Below are 16255 nucleotides of genomic sequence, written 5' to 3'. Positions count from 1 at the left end.
CACTCCACCTCGCCGAGGCAGCGGTGTCCCGCATGCGTGGTCACCACCATCCCGCGGACCTAGTGTCGTCACGTCCGCTCGCCTCGCCTCGCCGCGCTCGGGCACCTCCCGCGCGACCCGCGCGGATCTTGGCGACTTACCGTTCGCAGCGAACGGAAACTCGCCAAGATCGCAGCTGGTCACCGCGAGATGTCCGATTTCTGCCGTGCCCTGGCGCTTCGGGTGGACCGCTATGGGTGTCTCCCGGGCCGGGATACCTCCATGACGTTCCACCGAGCGTCCCCGACGCGGGCGGCGACTTACCGTTCGGCGCGAACGGAACCCGCCAAGATCGCGACTGGCTGTCGCCAAATGTCTGGTTCCTGCCCCGCTTGGGGCGGGCGTCGACCGGATCTTCGGCCCGTTTGGCACTACCCAGGCAGGCCTCGGTCGTTGAGTGGAACCTCATGTATGTCTCCGGTGCCGGGATACCTCCATACGGTTCCACCGACCGTCCCGTCCTGGGCGGGGTGTCCGTTTCGCGGGGTGACCGGCGGCATCCCGGCGGCGGAATGGCCGGCGGGCCGGGGTCGTTGTATCCGGGTGAACGACCGAGGACCACGCCCCGCCCGACGGGGTGAGCGGCCCGCGCGACAGCCCGCCGAGGCGGGACTGCCCGGCCGGGAATGATGGCGGCCCGGCGGTCGTTGTACATGGTCCCGGCGCGACGAAGAGGCCTTCGCCCCGCGCGCCGGATCCCCCAAGACTTTCCTTGAGCGCCTGACGGTGCTTGCGCACACCAGCTAAGAGCCGACCCCCATCGGCCCGCGTGTGCGCCAACCCCCGAATGGAGCTACCCCCATGAACACGACGCTGCGTAAGAGCGTGCTGGGTATTGCTGGTCTGGCCTTCACCGGTGGCATCTTCGCCGGTCCGGTCGCCGCCCACGCCGCGGAGCCGGTGCACACCACGCCGGCCGCGGTGAGCGTGCAGGGCGCCCAGTCGAAGATTGACCTCAACGGTGAGCAGACCGCCAACGCCAAGGCGATCATCGCCGCCACGAAGAAGGCCGGCCTGCCGGAGCGGGCCGCGGTCATCTCGATCGCCACCAGCCTGCAGGAGTCGAAGCTGGAGAACCTGGGCCACCTCGGCGACAAGAACGATCACGACTCGCTGGGCCTGTTCCAGCAGCGCCCGTCCAGTGGTTGGGGTACGCCGGAGCAGATCACCGACCCCGAGTACTCCACCCTGTCCTTCCTCAAGGGCCTCAAGCAGGTCGACGGCTGGGACAAGATGCCCCTGACCGACGCCGCGCAGACCGTGCAGGTCTCGGCCTACCCCGACGCCTACGCCCAGTGGGAGCAGCAGGCCACCGACATCGTCACCCACAACTGGAACAGCTGACAGCCGAACGAACGCTGGCCGGCACCCCCAAGCGGGGTGCCGGCCAGCGGCGTATCCGGATCAGGCCGGAGGCAGGATGAAGGTCCAGGTCGTGGTGGTCGTGCTGGCCGCCGCGCCGACCGCGGCCAGGCCGCCGTAGGTGCCGGCCGGCACGCTGCTGCCGGAGTCGGCGAGGAGGGCGGTCACCCGTCCGCCGCCGGTCTGGGAGCTGTTGCTGCGCACCTGGACGCCGGCCGGCGGGGTGAGCGCCGTGGAGGCGCCGTCACCGTGCAGCCAGTACGAGACGGCCCAGCTCTGGTCGGCGGTCACCGGGGCGTACGGGGTGATCCGGGTGGCGGTGCTTGCCGGGTCGGTGGCCCGGCCGAAGACCGGCGCGCTGGGCGCCACGCCCCGGTACGCGGCCACCACCAGGTTGCCCTTGGCCTGGCTGTCGAGGGCGACGCGTACCGCCGTTCCGGCGTCCCCGGCGGCCGCGACCTTCCACCAGGCGGTGGTGGTGGCGAAGCCGCCGTCGAGCCGGTCGAGGCGGGTCCAGCCGGTGACCCCGGTGGGCTCGCCGGCGCCGGTGTGGGTGTTCTGGCTCAGCAGGAGCAGCAGGGTGTCGCCCGGCTGCACGGTCGGCGGCACGGTCACCGTGTGGCTGGTCCAGTTGGCGTTCGCGGTGGCCTGGCCGACGAAGGAGATCCGCTCGGGCACCGGTGCGACGGTGACGTCGACGGTCGCGGTGCCGGTGGCGCCCCGGTCGTCGGTGACCGTGAGGGTGACCGGGTAGGTGCCGGCCGTCGCGTACGTGTGCGAGGTGGTCGGCACGGAGACGGTGTCGCTCGTGGACCCGTCGCCGAAGGCCCAGCGGTGGTTCTGGATCGCGCCGTCCGCGTCGGTGGAGCCGGCGCCGGAGAAGGTGCAGACCAGCCCGGAGCAGGACGGCACGAGCTGCGCCACCGGCGGCTGGTTGGCCGGGCCGCCCGAGCCCTTCAGGATCTTCACGTAGTCGATGTCACCGGCGAAGTAGTCGCAGGTGACCTTCACACCGTCGCACTGGCTCTTGCCGCCGATGGAGAGCTGCCAGTTGTTCGCGATGGTGCCGGTCGGCCCGGTCAGCCGGCTCATCCGCACCCCGTCGACGTACATCTCGACGTAGGCGGAGGTGCGGTTGCAGGTGACGGTGTGCCACTGGCCGTCGTTGATGGGCACGTCGGTGTAGCCGGTGCGGGAGGCGCCGTCGCCGCCGCGGAACAGGCACTTCGGCTTGCCGCCCGGCGCCTCGAACTTCCAGTAGCCGCCGGCGGTCGCGCCCTGTCCCTTCTGGAGGATGTTCCCGAAGGAGTACGTGGTCCGGTAGCGGATGGTGAACGAGAAGTCCCCGGCGTCCGGGTTGAAGTCGGTGCTGTGCGGCACCAGGTTCACGTGGCCCGGGACGTACTCCTGGTCGGTGGGCAGGTGGGTGGCGAACCGGTGCCCGGTCGCGCCGGCGTAGAGGGCGCTGGTGACGACCTCCGCGCCGATGGCGCCGTTGCGGCCGTTGCCGCTGCTGTCCTTGAGCACGGTCGACCCGGCCGGCTCGTCCATGCTCCAGAACGCGACGGTCCGGGTGGCGGTCGCCTGCGCGGGCGCGGCGCCCAGCGCCACCCCCGTGGCCACGAACAGGGCGGCCACGCCCAGCCGGGCGGCTGTGCGCCGCCACCGTCCCTGCCTGACTGACCGCATACGATCGCCTCCCAGCTCCACGGGCCATCACCCTGTCACGCTGCGGGCCAGCGGCTCCATAATCCGTTGGGCGGATCCGTACCAGGTCCTCCGTGCGACCGGGCGACCGATGTGGCCAGTGGCCGGCGACCCGGCGGTCCGCCCGCGCCGGGCGACCGGCGGCCCGGCGCGGCGAGGCGGCGATCGGCCTGTCCGATCCGTCTGCCTCGCCCACCCGTCCGCGTCACATCCGCGTACGCAAGGGAAAAGGCCCGCCACCGCGTGGTGACGAGCCTTCGTGCCGTTCGGAGAGCTGGTGGGCGATACTGGGTTTGAACCAGTGACCTCTTCCGTGTCAAGGAAGCGCGCTCCCACTGCGCCAATCGCCCGGGCATCCGCCGGATCGGCGGCGGCGGTCGGCCCGCGAGGGGGCGGATCGCGAGCGGACGACGGGATTCGAACCCGCGACCCTCACCTTGGCAAGGTGATGCGCTACCAGCTGCGCTACGTCCGCGTTGTCACCGGCTCGCGTCGGCGACGGCTGCAACTGTACCCGATGGCAAGATCGCCGCGTGGCAGGGCCCCGGCGCGCCCCGGCGACCGGCGGGTGACCGCCGTCACAGCCGGGTGATTGCGCTGCTCGTCGTGGGGGTACTGACTGCTGCGACAGCACAACAACCCCCGAAGGAGGCTGTCGTGGGTATCGGAACGAGCATCTTCCTGATCGCGGTCGGCGCGATCCTCACCTTCGCGTTGAACGCCAGCGTCGGCGGGGTCGACCTGGACGTCGTCGGCTGGATCCTGATGGCGGCCGGCGTCCTCGGTCTGATCATGACGACCCTGGTCTGGGGCCGCCGCCGTCGCGAGGTGGTCACCACCGCCGAGCCGGTCGAGTACCGCCGGGTCGAGGAGCGCCGGGACGTCGCCCCGCCGCTGTGACGTGAGCTCGCCGGGGCCGACGGAGCTGATCGGTCCCCGAATGGGTGTGACGGGGGCGCCGTGGTGCGCCCCCGTTCGCGTACCCGGTCAGCGCATCAGCTCGTTCAGCGTCCCGTAGTCGAGCGCGTCGGCCAGCGCGCCGTACGTCCCGGCCGTGAGCGCCTCCTCGGCGGCGCGCCGGGCCACCGCGTACGCGGCCTCGGCGACCGCGGAGCCGAGGCTGACCCGGGCCACCCCGAGCTTCGCCAGCGCCGCGACCGGCGGGGCGCCCGGCCCGGCCAGCACGTTCAGCGGCGCCGGGATCGCGGCGACCAGGGCGGCCACGGTCTCCGGATCGACCACCCCGGGCACGAAGATCCCGTCCGCTCCGGCGGCCAGGTACGCCCCGGCCCGCGCCACGGTCTCCTCGATGCCTCCGGCGCCGCGCAGGAAGGTGTCGACGCGCGCGTTGACGTACAGCGGGATTCCGGCCCGGTCGGCGGCGGACCGGACGGCGGCCAGCCGGGCGGACTGCTCCTCGACCGGGCGCAGCGGCGCTCCGCCGTCGTGCCGGGCGTCCTCGACGTTCACCCCGACGGCACCGGCGGCCAGCACGGCGGCCACGGTCTCGGCGACCTCGTCGGCCGTGTCGCCGTACCCGGACTCGATGTCGGCGGTGACCGGCAGCGGCACCGCGGCGGCGACGCGGCGGACGACGTCGACGGCGGTCTCGCGGCCGAGCGCGTCGCCGTCCGGTACGCCGCGGCTCCAGGCGACGCCCGCGCTCGTGGTGGCCACGGCGCGGGCGCCGGCCGCGGCGACGATCCGGGCGCTCGCCGCGTCCCAGGCGTTGACCAGGACCAGCGGCTCGCCGGGGACGTGCAGGGATCGGAGGTGCAGGGCTCGGGTGTGCTGTTCATTCACCCGCCCAGTCTCCGGTGGCCGCGCCGGCCGCCGTAATGTTTCAGTCCTGGCTGAAACGACGGGGGGCGGCGTGGTCGCGATCGGGCTGTTGGCGGGCGGCGTGGCGCGGGTCCGGTTCGCGCTCTCCTGCCTCTGGGAGGTGATGGCCGGCGTCCGGGTGCTCCGCGATCCCGGCCGGCACGCGCTCCATCTGCCCTGGGCCAACCGGGTCCGGCCGCGGCTGGCCGAGGCGGGGTTGCTCGATGGCCTGCTCGGGCACCTGGTGCCGCCCGCGCCGGGCTACCTGCCCGACTTCCTCACCCCGCCGCCGGCCGGCCTGGCGCCGGATCTGGACCAGGAGCTGGCCGTGCTCCGCGCCACCCCGCCCGACACGGTCCGCGCCCAGCTCGACCTGTGTCCCGGACCGCGGCCGGCGGCGGTGGCCGCCCTCTACGCCGACCCGGAGGCCGGGCTGCGGCGGCTCGCCGACGAGATCGCGGCGTACTGGCGGGTGGCGGTGGCCCGCGACTGGCCCCGGATCCGGGCGGTGCTCGACGCCGAGGTGTTCCACCGGGCCCGCCGGCTGGCCGAGGACGGTGCGGCGGGGCTCCTCAACGACCTGCACGAGCGGGTCCGCTGGGAGGGCGACGCCCTGCTGATCAGCCAGCGCCACTGCGCCGCCCCGGACGTGCCCGACGGTCGCGGGCTCGTGCTGGTGCCCTCGGTGTTCGTCTGGCCGTCGGTGCTCAGCATCGCGGCCGGCGACGTCCCGCAGCTGGCCTATCCGGCCCGGGGAATCGGCGGGCTGTGGGAGTGCCCGGCCGACGCCCCGGACGCGCTGGGCGCGGTGCTCGGCCGGGGCCGGGCGCGGCTGCTCGCCGCGCTGGACGCGCCGCGGTCGACCACTGAGCTGGCCCGGCGCACCGGGCTGTCCCCGGCCGGGGTGTCGCAGCACCTCACCGCGCTTCGGGCGGCCGGCCTGGTGGTGACGCACCGGCAGGGGCGGTCGCTGTTGAGCAGCCGGACGGTCGTGGCCGAGGCGCTGCTGGGCGCGTCAGCGTGAGCGGGCGGGCATAGCGAGAGGCCGTGTCGAATGATCGACACGGCCTCTGTGCTGGTGGGCGATACTGGGTTTGAACCAGTGACCTCTTCCGTGTCAAGGAAGCGCGCTCCCACTGCGCCAATCGCCCTCGTCAACTGCCGAGGTGGAGACGGGATTTGAACCCGTGTACACGGCTTTGCAGGCCGTTGCCTCGCCTCTCGGCCACTCCACCGAGGTTGCCCCCGACATGCGTGGCGGCAGCTCCGAGCGGACGACGGGATTCGAACCCGCGACCCTCACCTTGGCAAGGTGATGCGCTACCAGCTGCGCTACGTCCGCGTGTCCCCGGTGTTATCCGGTGACGGATGAGAACTTTAGCCGAGCCCGGGAACGGTTGCCAAATCGGGTCCCGTTTCCGGGCGCGTCCGGGTGACGGGGTTCCCGGGGCCTGAAGCTTCCTAGGAGCCTGGGTGGGAGGCGATCAAGGGCCGGACAGGGCGGGGACCTGCGGATTGTCACCTCGAACCGCACTGTCCGGGATCCGACTGTCGCGCGCCCGACCGGCCGCTTCGGTAACTCCTCGTGGTCACTCGGATGGGCTACGGTAACGGCGTGACGAGACGTGCCGCCGAGATCCGCCTGGACGCGCTGCTGCGCACGGCCTGTGAGGTGATCGCGGAACGGGGACTCGCCAACACCCGCACGGCCGACGTGGCCGAGGCCGCCGGGGTCAGTCAGGCCCTGGTCTTCTACCACTTCGCGACCAAGGACCGGCTGCTCGCGCAGGCGTTCGCCTACGCCGTCGAGCAGGATCTGAACCGGCTCGACACGGTGGTCCGCTCCACCGCCCCGCCGCTGGCCAAGCTGCGCCGGATGCTCCGCCTCTACGCCCCGACCGGCCGGTCGACCTCCTGGTCCATGTGGATCGACGGGTGGGCCGAGTCGCTGCGCACCCCCGAGCTGGAGAAGCTCTCCCGCCGGCTGGACCTGCGGTGGCGGCGGGACCTGGCCGCGGTGATCGCCGACGGGGTGGCGGACGGCACCTTCGACTGCCCCGACCCGGCCGGCGCGGCGTGGCGGATCAGCGCCGTGATGGACGGCCTCGCCGTGCAGCTCGCGGTGCACGAGCGGGTCATCACCCGCCGGCAGATCGCCGAGTGGGTCCGGCTCGTCGCGGCCCGCGAGCTGGGTCTGGAACCGGCCCAGCTGGACTGAGCGGGCCGGGGGCCGCGCCCCGCGCGCGCCTACGCAGCCGCTCCCGGGCCGGCGGGTGGACATTGGCCAGCTCCAGGTCACCGCCGTAGTGCGCGAGCACCCGGTGGTCCATCGCCCGCCGCCAGACCGGTGGCAGCAGCGCGGCGACCACCATGGTGGCGTAGCCGGCGGGCAACTGCGGGGAGGCGTCGAAGCTGCGCAGCGTCTGGTAGCGGCGCAGCGGGTTGGCGTGGTGGTCACTGTGCCGCTGGAGCTGGAAGAGGAAGACGTTGGTGACCGTCCGGTCGCTGTTCCAGCTGTGCCGCGGGTCGACCTTCTCGTAGCGGCCCCCGGCGGTGCGCTGCCGGGCCAGCCCGTAGTGCTCCAGGTAGTTGACCACCTCCAGCAGGGAGAAGCCGACCACCGCCTGGAGCACGAGGAAGACCAGCACCTGAGGGCCGAAGGCGACGGCCAGCACGGCGTAGAGCAGCACGGTCATGGCCCAGGCGGTGAGCACGTCGTTGCGCCAGGTCCACGGGGTGCGGCCCCGGAGGCGCAGGCGGCTGCTCTCCAGCCGCCAGGCCGAGCGGAGGCTGCCCCAGACCGTACGCGGCCAGAACGCCCAGAACGTCTCGCCCAGCCGGGAGCTGGCCGGGTCCTCGGGGGTGGCCACCCGGGTGTGGTGCCCCCGGTTGTGCTCGACGTGGAAGTGCCCGTACCCGGTCGGCGCGAGGGCGATGCGGGACAGCCAGCGTTCCACCGCCTCCCGCTTGTGGCCCAGCTCGTGGGCCGTGTTGATGGCGATGCCGTCGACCACCCCGATGGTGGCGACCAGGCCGGCGGCGGCCGGCCAGGAGAGCCCGCCGTGCGTCCACACGGCGCAGCAGAGCACGAGGGCGGCGTACTGGGCCGGCAGGTAGAGGTAGGTGAGCCAGCGGTAGTAGCCGTCGGCCTGGAGCGCCGGCACCAGCTCCTCCGGCGGGTTCTGCCGGTCGTCGCCGATGAGCAGATCGACCACGGGGATGACGCCGAAGACGACCGCCGGGGTGAGCCACCAGGCCCAGCCGGTGCCGGTCGCGTGCCAGAGCGACCAGGCGAGGAAGGGCAGCGCGGGGACGAGCAGGGCGAGCGGCCAGAGCGGCTTGCGGGTGTCCCGCCACGGGACGGTGTCGGTGCCCATCGTCAGCCTCCGATCCGTGAACTCCTGCCCAGACTGTGGCAGCGGTCACGGTGTTTTACAAGAGGCAGGTTTTTGTAAAGCGCGCTCACCAGCCCCCGCGGGCGGGCCGCTCGAACTCCGGGGCCCCGCGGGCCGGGCGCAGCAGGCGCCGCATCCGCAGCAGCAGCCCCGCGCCGAGGAAGACCAGCAGCCCGCCGAGGAGGAAGGCGACCTGGACCACGCCGAAACCGCCCGAGGTGGACACCGGCCGGCCCGCCGCGCCGGGCGGCGGAGGCTCGACCACCGCCGCCTCGCTCGACGGTTCGTCCAGCACCGGCTCGTCGGTGGCCGGCTCGGTCGGCTCGGCGCTGCGCTCCGTGGGCTCCGGCGTCGCCTCGGTGGGCGTGGCCGTCGCCTCCTCCCCCACCACCCGGCGGTCGGCGGTCCGCCGGGCCAGCAGGCGCAACCCCGGGTCGTACGCCTCGGCGGCGAAGCTCACCCGCCCCCGGGCCACGTCCCCGGCGAAGGCCACCCGGTAGCGGGCCGTGACGGTGCGGCCCGGGCAGAGCACGCCCGGGTCCAGGTCACGGTCGGTCAGCCGGGCCGTGTCCCCCTCGGTGCGGATCTCCAACGGGAAGGAGCCGCTGTCCTCCACCCGGTCCACCTTGACCTGGTCCAACCGCAGGCCCTGCACCCGCAGCAGCATCGACCAGCGCACCTTGACGCAGCCGCCCCCGTCGGTGCGGGAGACCACGGCGGAGAGGGTCTCCACCCGGTCGCCGGCGGTGAACTCGTCCGGCAGGCCGCTCAGCTCGGTGGAGAAGGCGGCCGCCGCCCCGGCCGGCACGGCCGCGCCGAGCCCGGCCCCCGCCAGGCACGTCAGCACGACCCCGATCCGCAGCGCGTACCGCCACCCGCTCACCACCGTCTCCTCCCGTCGGCCGCGTCCAACCGGAAACGCTATGAGCGCGGACCGGCCCCCGGTAGACGGGCGTGTTCGCACGGACCGCCAACACCGGGGCCCCTTCTCACCGAGCGTGGTGAACCGGTCACGCTCGCGCCGCGACACGCCCGGGATCCCCCGCCGGGCGTCTCCGGCGGTACGACAGAATCACCCGGTGTCCGACCTGTCCGCGGCCTTCGTCCGGCTGCACGCCCGGCTCACCCCGGTCGCCTTCGTCCCCGAGGTGCGGCTGCACCAGGCCGACGAGCCGATCGGCCTCTGGGAGCTGACCGAGGGCGAGTTCCACAGCGCCCAACCGCCGCCGTTCTGGGCGTTCGCCTGGGCCGGCGGTCAGGCCCTCGCCCGCTACGTCACCGACCACCCCGAGCTGGTCGCCGGCCGCCGGGTGCTCGACCTCGCCTCCGGCTCCGGCCTGGTCGCCATCGCCGCCGCCCGGTGCGGCGCGGCGGCCGTCCGCGCCGTCGAGGTGGACGAGCGGGCCGTCGCGGCCGTCGCGCTCAACGCCGACGCGAACGGGGTACGCGTCGACGCCGAACTCGGCGACATCCTGGACGGTGACGCCGGGGACGCCGAGGTGGTGCTCGCCGGGGACGTCTTCTACAGCGATGCCATGGCCCGCCGGGTGCTGCGCTTCCTGCTCCGGGCCGCCCGGTCCGGGGCCCGGGTGCTGGTCGGCGACCCCGGCCGGGCCTTCCTCCCCCGCGAGCGCTTCCACGAGCTGGCCGCGTACGAGGTGCCGGTGCCGGAGGCGCTGGAGAGCGTACGGGTGAAGCACACCACCGTGTGGGAGCTGGACCCGGCTCCGCCGGGAGCCGCCCGCTAGCGTGACGCCGTGCTGTTCCGGGGCTGGGGGGAGTCCGTCGACGGACCGTGGCCCGACGCGGCCACCGTGGTCGACCACGTCGGCGTGCCGCACCTCGTGGTGACCCGGCACGCGCTGGTCCGGCGGCTGCTCACCGACCCGGCGACGTTCCGGCCGGACAACGCCCTCGACGCGGTGACCCCGATCCCGGTGGCCGGGCTGCGGGTGCTCGCCGGACACCGGTTCCGGCTCCCCCCGACGCTCGCGAACAACGCGGCGGCCAGCCACCCGGAGATCCGCGCGATCGTCGCCGACGCGCTGCACCCGGACCGGGTGGCCGCCCAGCGGCCCTGGCTGACCGCCCTGGTGCGGGAGCGGGTGACCCGGCTCGCCGCCGCCCTCGCCGCGGGCGAGCCGGTCGACCTGTACGCGGAACTCGCCGCCGACCTGCCGCTCCTGGTGCTGGCCCGGCTGGTCGAGCTGCCGGACGCCCCGGTGGGCGCGGTGAAGGACTTCGCGCGGGCCGCCCTGGAGCTGTTCTGGGCGCCGCTCGACTCCGCGCGGCAGCTCGCCCTCGCCACCGAGGTGGGCCGGTTCCACACCGTGCTCCGCGCGTTCGCCGCCACCGGGGGCGGGCTGGCCGCCCGGCTGCGCGACGCCGGGCACTCCCCCGACGTGGTGGTCGGCGCGCTGTTCTTCCTGCTGGTCGCCGGCCAGGAGACCACGTCGCAGTTCCTCACCCTGCTGCTGCACCGGCTGGCCGGCGAACCGGCGGTGCGGGCCGGCCTGCGCGCGGGCCAGGTCGCGGTCGCCGACGTGGTCGAGGAGGGGCTGCGGCTGGAACCGCCGATCGTCACCTGGCGGCGGGTGGCCGCCGTGGACACCACCCTGGGCGAGGTCGCCGTGCCGGCGGGCACCAGCATCGTCGCCTGGCTGGCCCGGGCCGGCCGGGACCCGGCGGTGGTGGCCGCACCCGGCGAGTTCCGGCCGGGGCAGCGCGGCTCCCGGCGGCACCTGGCCTTCGGCGCCGGCCCGCACCGGTGCGTCGGGGCGCAGCTGGCCCGGATGGAGGCGGCCGTGGTGGTGGCCGAGGCGGCGCCGCTGCTCGACGGCGTGACGGTGCTCCGGCCGCCGTGGTGCCCGGACAACCTCACGTTCCGGATGCCCGACGCGTTCGTGGTCCGCCGGACCTGACGAAAGTCAGGGTGCGGGGGTGCCGTTCGGTGGCGGTGCGCCACCCCCTCCGCTGCCTACCGTCGGCGCATGATCACACTTCGTGCGTTGACGAAACGGTTCGGCGCGGCCACCGCGGTCGACGACCTGACCGTCGACATCGGACCGGGGCAGGTGACCGGCTTCCTCGGCCCGAACGGCGCGGGCAAGTCCACCACCATGCGGATGGTGCTCGGGCTGGACCGGCCCACTGCCGGCCAGGCCCTGGTGAACGGCCGGCCCTACCGGCAGCTGCGGTACCCGCTCCACGAGGTCGGCGCGCTGCTCGACGCCACCGGCGTGCACCCGGCCCGCTCCGGGCGGGCGCACCTGCGGGCGATGGCCCGCAGCAACGGCATCCCGGCCCGCCGGGTGGACGAGGTGCTCGACCTGGTCGGGCTTGACGCGCGGGCCGCCGACAAGCCGGGACGCGCGCTGTCGCTGGGCATGGGCCAGCGGCTCGGCATCGCCGGGGCGTTGCTCGGCGACCCGCCGGTGCTGCTGCTCGACGAGCCGGTGAACGGGCTCGACCCGGACGGGGTGCGGTGGATCCGCCGGTTCACCCGCGACCTCGCCGACGAGGGACGCACCGTGCTCATCTCCAGCCACCTGATGAGCGAGATGCAGCAGACCGCCGACCGGGTGGTGGTGCTCGGCCGGGGCCGGCTCGTCGTCGACGCGCCGCTCGCCGACCTGATCGCCGCCCGCCCGGCCAGCTCTGTCCGGGTACGCGGACCCGAGCCGGCCGGCCTGGCCACGCTGGGGGCGCGGCTGGCCGCCGAGGGGGCGTCCGTCAGCCCGGACGAGGGCGGGCTGGCCGTCACCGGCGTCACGGCCGGCCGGGTCGGTGACCTCGCGTACGAGCTGGGGGTGCGGCTGCACGAGCTGACCCCGGTGGCCGCCTCACTGGAGGAGGCGTTCCTGGAACTGACCGCCGGCAGCGTGGAGTACGCGGCCGGCCCGACCGGAGGCGAGACCCGATGACCGCGCTGCCCACCGCTCTCCCGACCCGGCCGGCGTCCCGGCCCGCCCCGACCAGCGGCCCGTTCACCGGCGCGGTGGCCGCCGAGTGGACCAAGCTCTGGTCGGTCCGCTCGACCTGGTGGACGCTGCTGGCCGCCACGCTGACCATGGCGGCCACGGCCGGCCAGCTCGCCATCTACGCGGTCAACGCCAACACCGACGACGACCCGACCGTGAACCCCGGCATCCTGCCGGTCGGCGAGGTGGTCGCCGGCGCCCTGGAACTCACCCAGTACGTGGTGCTCGCGATCGGCCTCTTCGTGATCACCAGCGAGTACGCCACCGGCACCATCCGGACGACGTTGCGCTGCACCCCGTCCCGGGGCCGGGTGCTGGCGGCCAAGGCCGTCGTGGTCGGCGCCGTGACGTTCCTGACCGGGCTGCTCATCGGCGCGGTCGGCGCGGCGGTCGCCCGGCCGGTGCTCGGCGAGTGGGGCCGGGCCCCGCTGGGCGGGACCCTGGCCGACGTGGTCGCCTCGGCCGCGTACCTCGCGCTGCTGGGTGTGCTGGCGCTGGGGCTGGCGGCGGCGCTGCGCGGCGCGGTGCTCACCCTCACCGTGCTGTTCGCGCTGCTGATGATCGTGCCGCTGTCGCTCCAGGAGCCGGGCATCACCGTGCTCACCCGGGTCGCCGACGCGTTCCCCGGGGTGGCCGGCAACCACTTCCTCGCCGGGGACACCGAGCCCTACCCGGCGGCCGTCGGGCTGCTGCTGCTCACCGGTTGGGCCGTCGCCGCGCTGGCGGTGGGCCGCTGGGCGCTGCGCCGCCGGGACGCCTGAACGGGGCGGGGCTGGTCAGCCGGTGGGCGGGACCAGCCCCGCCTCGTACGCGAGGATCGCCGCCTGGACCCGGTTGCGCACGTCCAGCCGGGTGAAAATGCTGGTCAGGTAGCTCTTCACGGTGCCCTCGACGAGGTGCAGCCGGCGGGCGATCTCGGCGTTGGACAGCCCCGCCCCGACCAGGGCGAGCACCTCCCGCTCCCGGTCGGTGAGCCCCGCCAGCCGGTCCCGCGCGTACGGGCCGCGGGCCAGCCGGCCACCGCTGAGCGCGATGACCCGGCGCGCCACCCGCGGCGACAGGTACGCCCCGCCGTCGGCCACCGCCCGCAGGCCGGCCAGCAGCTCCCGGGGATCGCCGGACTTGAGCAGGAACCCGCTGGCCCCGTGGCCGAGCGCCCGGGCGATCAGGTCGTCGTCGCCGAACGTGGTGAGCATGACCGTGGCGGTCTCCGGCACCAGCCGCCGGATCTCCGCCGCCGCGGCCAGCCCGTCCTGGCGGGGCATCCGAATGTCCAGCAGCGCCACCCGGGGCCGGTGCGCCCGGACCAGCTCCACGGCCGCGTGGCCGTCGCCCGCCTCGCCGACCACCTCGATGCCCGGGTCGGCGGCCAGGATGGCCCGCACCCCGGCGCGGACCATCGCCTCGTCGTCGGCGAGCACCACCCGCAGGGGGCGCCCGTGGTCGTCGGTCACTGCGCGATCCGCTCCTTGCTGACCAGCCGGCCGTCGGCGAAGCAGAGCCGCCAGGTCGGCTCCGCGAAGGGGAAGTTGCCGTCGGTGTAGAACTCGCAGCCCGCCGGGGCGGCTCCGGTCGGCGGGTCGGCCTGCCGGCGGGGCAGCCCGAGGGCGTCCCGCTCCTCGCCGAGGCGCAGCCGCTCGTAGCTGGACCGGTCGAGGACCGCGCCCGCCGTGGCGAGCGGGTAGTAGACCAGCGCGAGCACCAGGGCGAGGCCGGCCGGAGCGCCGAACGCCACGAGCAGGCTGCGCCGGGCCCGCCGCCGGGCCTCCCGCAGCCGCCGCGCCGCCTCGCCGGGGCGGCCCTCCTGCGCCCGGCCCGGCCCGCCGTCCTCCCGAAGGCCGTCCTCGCGCCCACCGGCCGGCCCGGCGAGGTCGTCCCACCCACCGACGCCCGTGCCGACCTCGGCCGGCCCGGGGAGGTCGCGGGATCGACCGAGTCGCAGGCCGCCGGACCGACCGGCGCCCGGGCCGGCCGGGGTCGGCGCGGCGAGGTCGCCGGGTCCATCGGCTTCGGCACCGGCCACGGCGGGGGCGGCCGGCAGCGGCAGGCGTGCCGTCACCGCGAAACCGCCGTCGCGAGGGCCCGCGTCCAGCACGCCCCCGCTCAGGCGGACCCGCTCGCGCAGGGCGAGCAGCCCCGAGCCGTGCGACGCCGGCCCCGGCAGCGGGCCGGCCGGCGCCCGCCCGTTGACGACCGACACCGCCACCTCCCCGCCCGCCCGGTCGACGGTGACGGTCACCGGGGCGCCGGGGGCGTAGCGGGCGGCGTTGGTCAGCGCCTCGCGGACCACCCGGTGCACGGCGTGCGCGACGAGCGGCGGCAGGGCCGCGCCGTCCGGGTCGGCGCGCAGCTCGACCGCCATGCCGGCGTCGCGGGCGCCGTCCACCAGCTCGGCCACCGACTCGCCGGCTGGCCGCAGCGACCCGGAGCGCTCCTCCCGGAGCACGCCGATGATGTCGTGCAGCCGCTCAGTCGCCGCGGACACGCTGGCGCGCAGCTCCCCGGCCGCGCTCCGGTGGGCGGGCGGCAGGTCGGAGGCCAGTTCCAGGGCGGCGGCGCGCAGCGCGATGAGGCTCAGGTCGTGCCCCAGCGAGTCGTGCATGTCCTGGGCGATCCGGGCCCGCTCGCGCAGGCGTACCCGCTCCGCGGCGGCCCGCCGCTCCCGCTCCTCGGCCTCGGCGTGCCGCTCCCCCGCCTCGACGAGCGCCCGCTGCTGCCGGCGCAGCCGGCCGAGCAGCCAGGGGAACACCCCGGCGAAGAGCAGCACCGAGGCGAGCAGGAACCAGGTCTCCGGGTTGGTGCCGAGCAGCCCGAGGTTGAGCGCGGTGCCGGCGACCGCGATGGCGCCGAAGACCGCCGCCACCCGGCCGGCGCCGGCGCTGCGCCGGCCGGCCAGGTAGCTGAACACCGGGATGCCGAAGACGAAGTTGCCGTCGACCAGCGAGCCGAACACCACGGCCAGCAACGCCGCGAGGGGCCACCGGCGGCGGAACGCCACGGCGAGGCCGAGCAGCGCCAGCGAGCCGGCCAGCAGCGGCACGGCGTGGCGCGGCCACGGCGGGGTGAGCCCGGCGTACGCCACCGGGGCGGCGACCACGGCCCAGAGCAGCAGGTCACCGGCCCGGCGCCGGGCGGGCGGCGGGGTTCGGGGCGGTTCCATGCCGGCCACGCTACCGACGGCCGGCCGGGCCGGGCACTGACGAAAGTCAGGGCTCAGCTGATCTCCTCGGCCCAGGCACGCCAGTCGTCGAGCACCCCGTAGAGGGCCGGGGTGAGCCAGCCCGGCGCGGACCGGCGGAACACGCCCGGGTCCATCCCGCCGGCGCCCATCGGCACCGCGCCCAGCAGGTTCGGCACCAGGTCGGACAGGTTGAGCCAGTGCACCAGCTCCGGCTCGCCCGGCCAGGCGCCGATCACCACGCCGGCCGGGATGGCCCGGCGTTCCAGCGCCTCCAGGGTCAGCGCCGTGTGGTTGAGCGTGCCCAGCCCGGCGCGGGCCACCACCACGGCCGGGGCGCCCAGCGACACCGCCAGGTCGGCCACCGTCCAGGGCTCGCCCGACGGCCGCAGCCCCATGGGCACGAGCAGCCCGCCGGCCCCCTCGACGAGCACCAGGTCGTGCTTGTCGGTCTCCTCGCGGATGGCGTCGACCGCGGTGTAGAGCTCCAGCGGCTCCAGCTCGGCGACCCGGGCCGCGGCGAGCGGGGCGAGCGGGTCCGGGTAGCTGGCCAGGGTCCGCCCGGTGAGCGGGGCGGCCAGCCGGTTCACCGAGTCGACGTCGCCGGGCTCACCGGTGGCCGTACCCGTCTGGCCCGGCTTGACCACCGCGACCCGCAGCCCGGCGGCCTGCGCGGCGGCGGCGATCGCCGCGGTCACCACGGTCTTGCCCACCTCGGTGTCCGTGCCGGTCACCAACACCGGCCCGGTCCAGCCGTTGCCGTTGCTCATGAG

The 16255-nt window shown here is 75.1% G+C and carries 15 protein-coding genes and 5 tRNA genes; 8 read left to right on the top strand and 12 right to left on the bottom strand.

From position 1 onward, the window contains the following. Positions 1 to 840: 840 nt before the first annotated feature. Entirely contained in the window at positions 841 to 1383 is a 543-nt protein-coding gene (locus ACQP12_RS08745; protein ID WP_433286470.1) for a hypothetical protein, read from the top strand. Positions 1384 to 1443: 60 nt separating this feature from the next. On the opposite strand, the gene ACQP12_RS08740 is transcribed toward ACQP12_RS08745, so the two are convergent. The 3 genes from ACQP12_RS08740 to ACQP12_RS08730 all read right to left on the bottom strand — a co-directional run bounded on the left by ACQP12_RS08740 (position 1444) and on the right by ACQP12_RS08730 (position 3583). Then, positions 1444 to 3090 (bottom strand): PKD domain-containing protein, encoded by a 1647-nt coding sequence (locus ACQP12_RS08740; RefSeq protein ID WP_433286468.1) that lies wholly within the window; start codon positions 3088 to 3090, stop codon positions 1444 to 1446. 293 nt (positions 3091 to 3383) lie between these two features. Next, a tRNA-Val gene (locus ACQP12_RS08735) sits at positions 3384 to 3458 on the bottom strand. A gap of 52 nt (positions 3459 to 3510) precedes the next feature. After that, a tRNA-Gly gene (locus ACQP12_RS08730) sits at positions 3511 to 3583 on the bottom strand. A 182-nt stretch (positions 3584 to 3765) separates the two neighbouring features. On the opposite strand from ACQP12_RS08730, the gene ACQP12_RS08725 reads away from it, so the two are divergent. Next, positions 3766 to 4008, top strand: coding sequence for a DUF6458 family protein (locus ACQP12_RS08725; protein ID WP_357942405.1), 243 nt, complete (start codon positions 3766 to 3768; stop codon positions 4006 to 4008). Between the two features lie 87 nt (positions 4009 to 4095). Here ACQP12_RS08725 and ACQP12_RS08720 read toward each other — a convergent pair whose 3' ends face one another. After that, a complete protein-coding gene (locus tag ACQP12_RS08720) occupies positions 4096 to 4911 on the bottom strand; it encodes an isocitrate lyase/PEP mutase family protein (RefSeq protein ID WP_433286466.1) in 816 nt (271 codons plus the stop codon). Between the two features lie 70 nt (positions 4912 to 4981). On the opposite strand from ACQP12_RS08720, the gene ACQP12_RS08715 reads away from it, so the two are divergent. Further along, the gene (locus ACQP12_RS08715) at positions 4982 to 5953 is read left to right on the top strand and encodes a DUF5937 family protein (protein ID WP_433286464.1); all 972 of its coding nucleotides are present in this window, start codon (positions 4982 to 4984) and stop codon (positions 5951 to 5953) included. A gap of 52 nt (positions 5954 to 6005) precedes the next feature. Here ACQP12_RS08715 and ACQP12_RS08710 read toward each other — a convergent pair. From ACQP12_RS08710 to ACQP12_RS08700, 3 genes are all read right to left on the bottom strand, one after another. After that, a tRNA-Val gene (locus tag ACQP12_RS08710) sits at positions 6006 to 6080 on the bottom strand. Positions 6081 to 6093: 13 nt separating this feature from the next. After that, positions 6094 to 6164, bottom strand: a tRNA-Cys gene (locus tag ACQP12_RS08705). Between the two features lie 34 nt (positions 6165 to 6198). Further along, positions 6199 to 6271: transfer RNA gene (locus ACQP12_RS08700), tRNA-Gly, on the bottom strand. 273 nt (positions 6272 to 6544) lie between these two features. Here ACQP12_RS08700 and ACQP12_RS08695 point away from each other — a divergent pair. Further along, positions 6545 to 7147 (top strand): TetR/AcrR family transcriptional regulator, encoded by a 603-nt coding sequence (locus ACQP12_RS08695; RefSeq protein ID WP_357942399.1) that lies wholly within the window; start codon positions 6545 to 6547, stop codon positions 7145 to 7147. Here ACQP12_RS08695 and ACQP12_RS08690 read toward each other — a convergent pair. Continuing rightward, positions 7068 to 8306, bottom strand: coding sequence for an alkane 1-monooxygenase (locus tag ACQP12_RS08690; RefSeq protein ID WP_433286461.1), 1239 nt, complete (start codon positions 8304 to 8306; stop codon positions 7068 to 7070). The genes ACQP12_RS08695 and ACQP12_RS08690 overlap by 80 nt on opposite strands. An 85-nt stretch (positions 8307 to 8391) precedes the next feature. After that, positions 8392 to 9207 (bottom strand): hypothetical protein, encoded by an 816-nt coding sequence (locus ACQP12_RS08685; protein ID WP_433286459.1) that lies wholly within the window; start codon positions 9205 to 9207, stop codon positions 8392 to 8394. 196 nt (positions 9208 to 9403) lie between these two features. Here ACQP12_RS08685 and ACQP12_RS08680 point away from each other — a divergent pair, with 196 nt between their 5' ends. From ACQP12_RS08680 to ACQP12_RS08665, 4 genes are all read left to right on the top strand, one after another. Continuing rightward, positions 9404 to 10072 carry a class I SAM-dependent methyltransferase gene (locus tag ACQP12_RS08680; protein ID WP_433286457.1) on the top strand — a complete coding sequence of 223 codons (669 nt, stop codon included), beginning with the start codon at positions 9404 to 9406 and terminating at the stop codon, positions 10070 to 10072. A 9-nt stretch (positions 10073 to 10081) separates the two neighbouring features. Continuing rightward, on the top strand, positions 10082 to 11245 hold the full coding sequence (locus ACQP12_RS08675; RefSeq protein WP_433286455.1) for a cytochrome P450: 1164 nt from the start codon (positions 10082 to 10084) through the stop codon (positions 11243 to 11245). 69 nt (positions 11246 to 11314) lie between these two features. After that, positions 11315 to 12247, top strand: a complete 933-nt coding sequence (locus ACQP12_RS08670; RefSeq protein ID WP_433286453.1) for an ATP-binding cassette domain-containing protein — start codon at positions 11315 to 11317, stop codon at positions 12245 to 12247. Next, entirely contained in the window at positions 12244 to 13065 is an 822-nt protein-coding gene (locus ACQP12_RS08665; RefSeq protein WP_433286451.1) for an ABC transporter permease, read from the top strand. The genes ACQP12_RS08670 and ACQP12_RS08665 overlap by 4 nt, the downstream gene beginning before the upstream one ends. Positions 13066 to 13080: 15 nt before the next feature. On the opposite strand, the gene ACQP12_RS08660 is transcribed toward ACQP12_RS08665, so the two are convergent. Genes ACQP12_RS08660 through bioD form a run of 3 tightly spaced genes read right to left on the bottom strand, consistent with a single transcriptional unit; the run spans position 13081 to position 16252 of the window. After that, positions 13081 to 13704, bottom strand: a complete 624-nt coding sequence (locus tag ACQP12_RS08660) for a response regulator (RefSeq protein ID WP_433289185.1) — start codon at positions 13702 to 13704, stop codon at positions 13081 to 13083. 50 nt (positions 13705 to 13754) lie between these two features. Continuing rightward, complete coding sequence (locus ACQP12_RS08655) at positions 13755 to 15464, bottom strand: sensor histidine kinase (protein ID WP_433286449.1); 1710 nt, start codon at positions 15462 to 15464, stop codon at positions 13755 to 13757. A gap of 53 nt (positions 15465 to 15517) precedes the next feature. Further along, positions 15518 to 16252, bottom strand: a complete 735-nt coding sequence (bioD, locus tag ACQP12_RS08650; RefSeq protein WP_357942383.1) for a dethiobiotin synthase — start codon at positions 16250 to 16252, stop codon at positions 15518 to 15520. Between the last annotated feature and the right edge of the window lie 3 nt (positions 16253 to 16255).

Source organism: Micromonospora sp. CA-244673 (assembly GCF_050948395.1).
In the GTDB taxonomy this organism is placed as follows: Bacteria; Actinomycetota; Actinomycetes; order Mycobacteriales; family Micromonosporaceae; genus Micromonospora.
The sequence above is the reverse complement of the archived record's forward strand: the minus strand, read 5'-3'. Positions and strand labels throughout refer to the sequence as shown.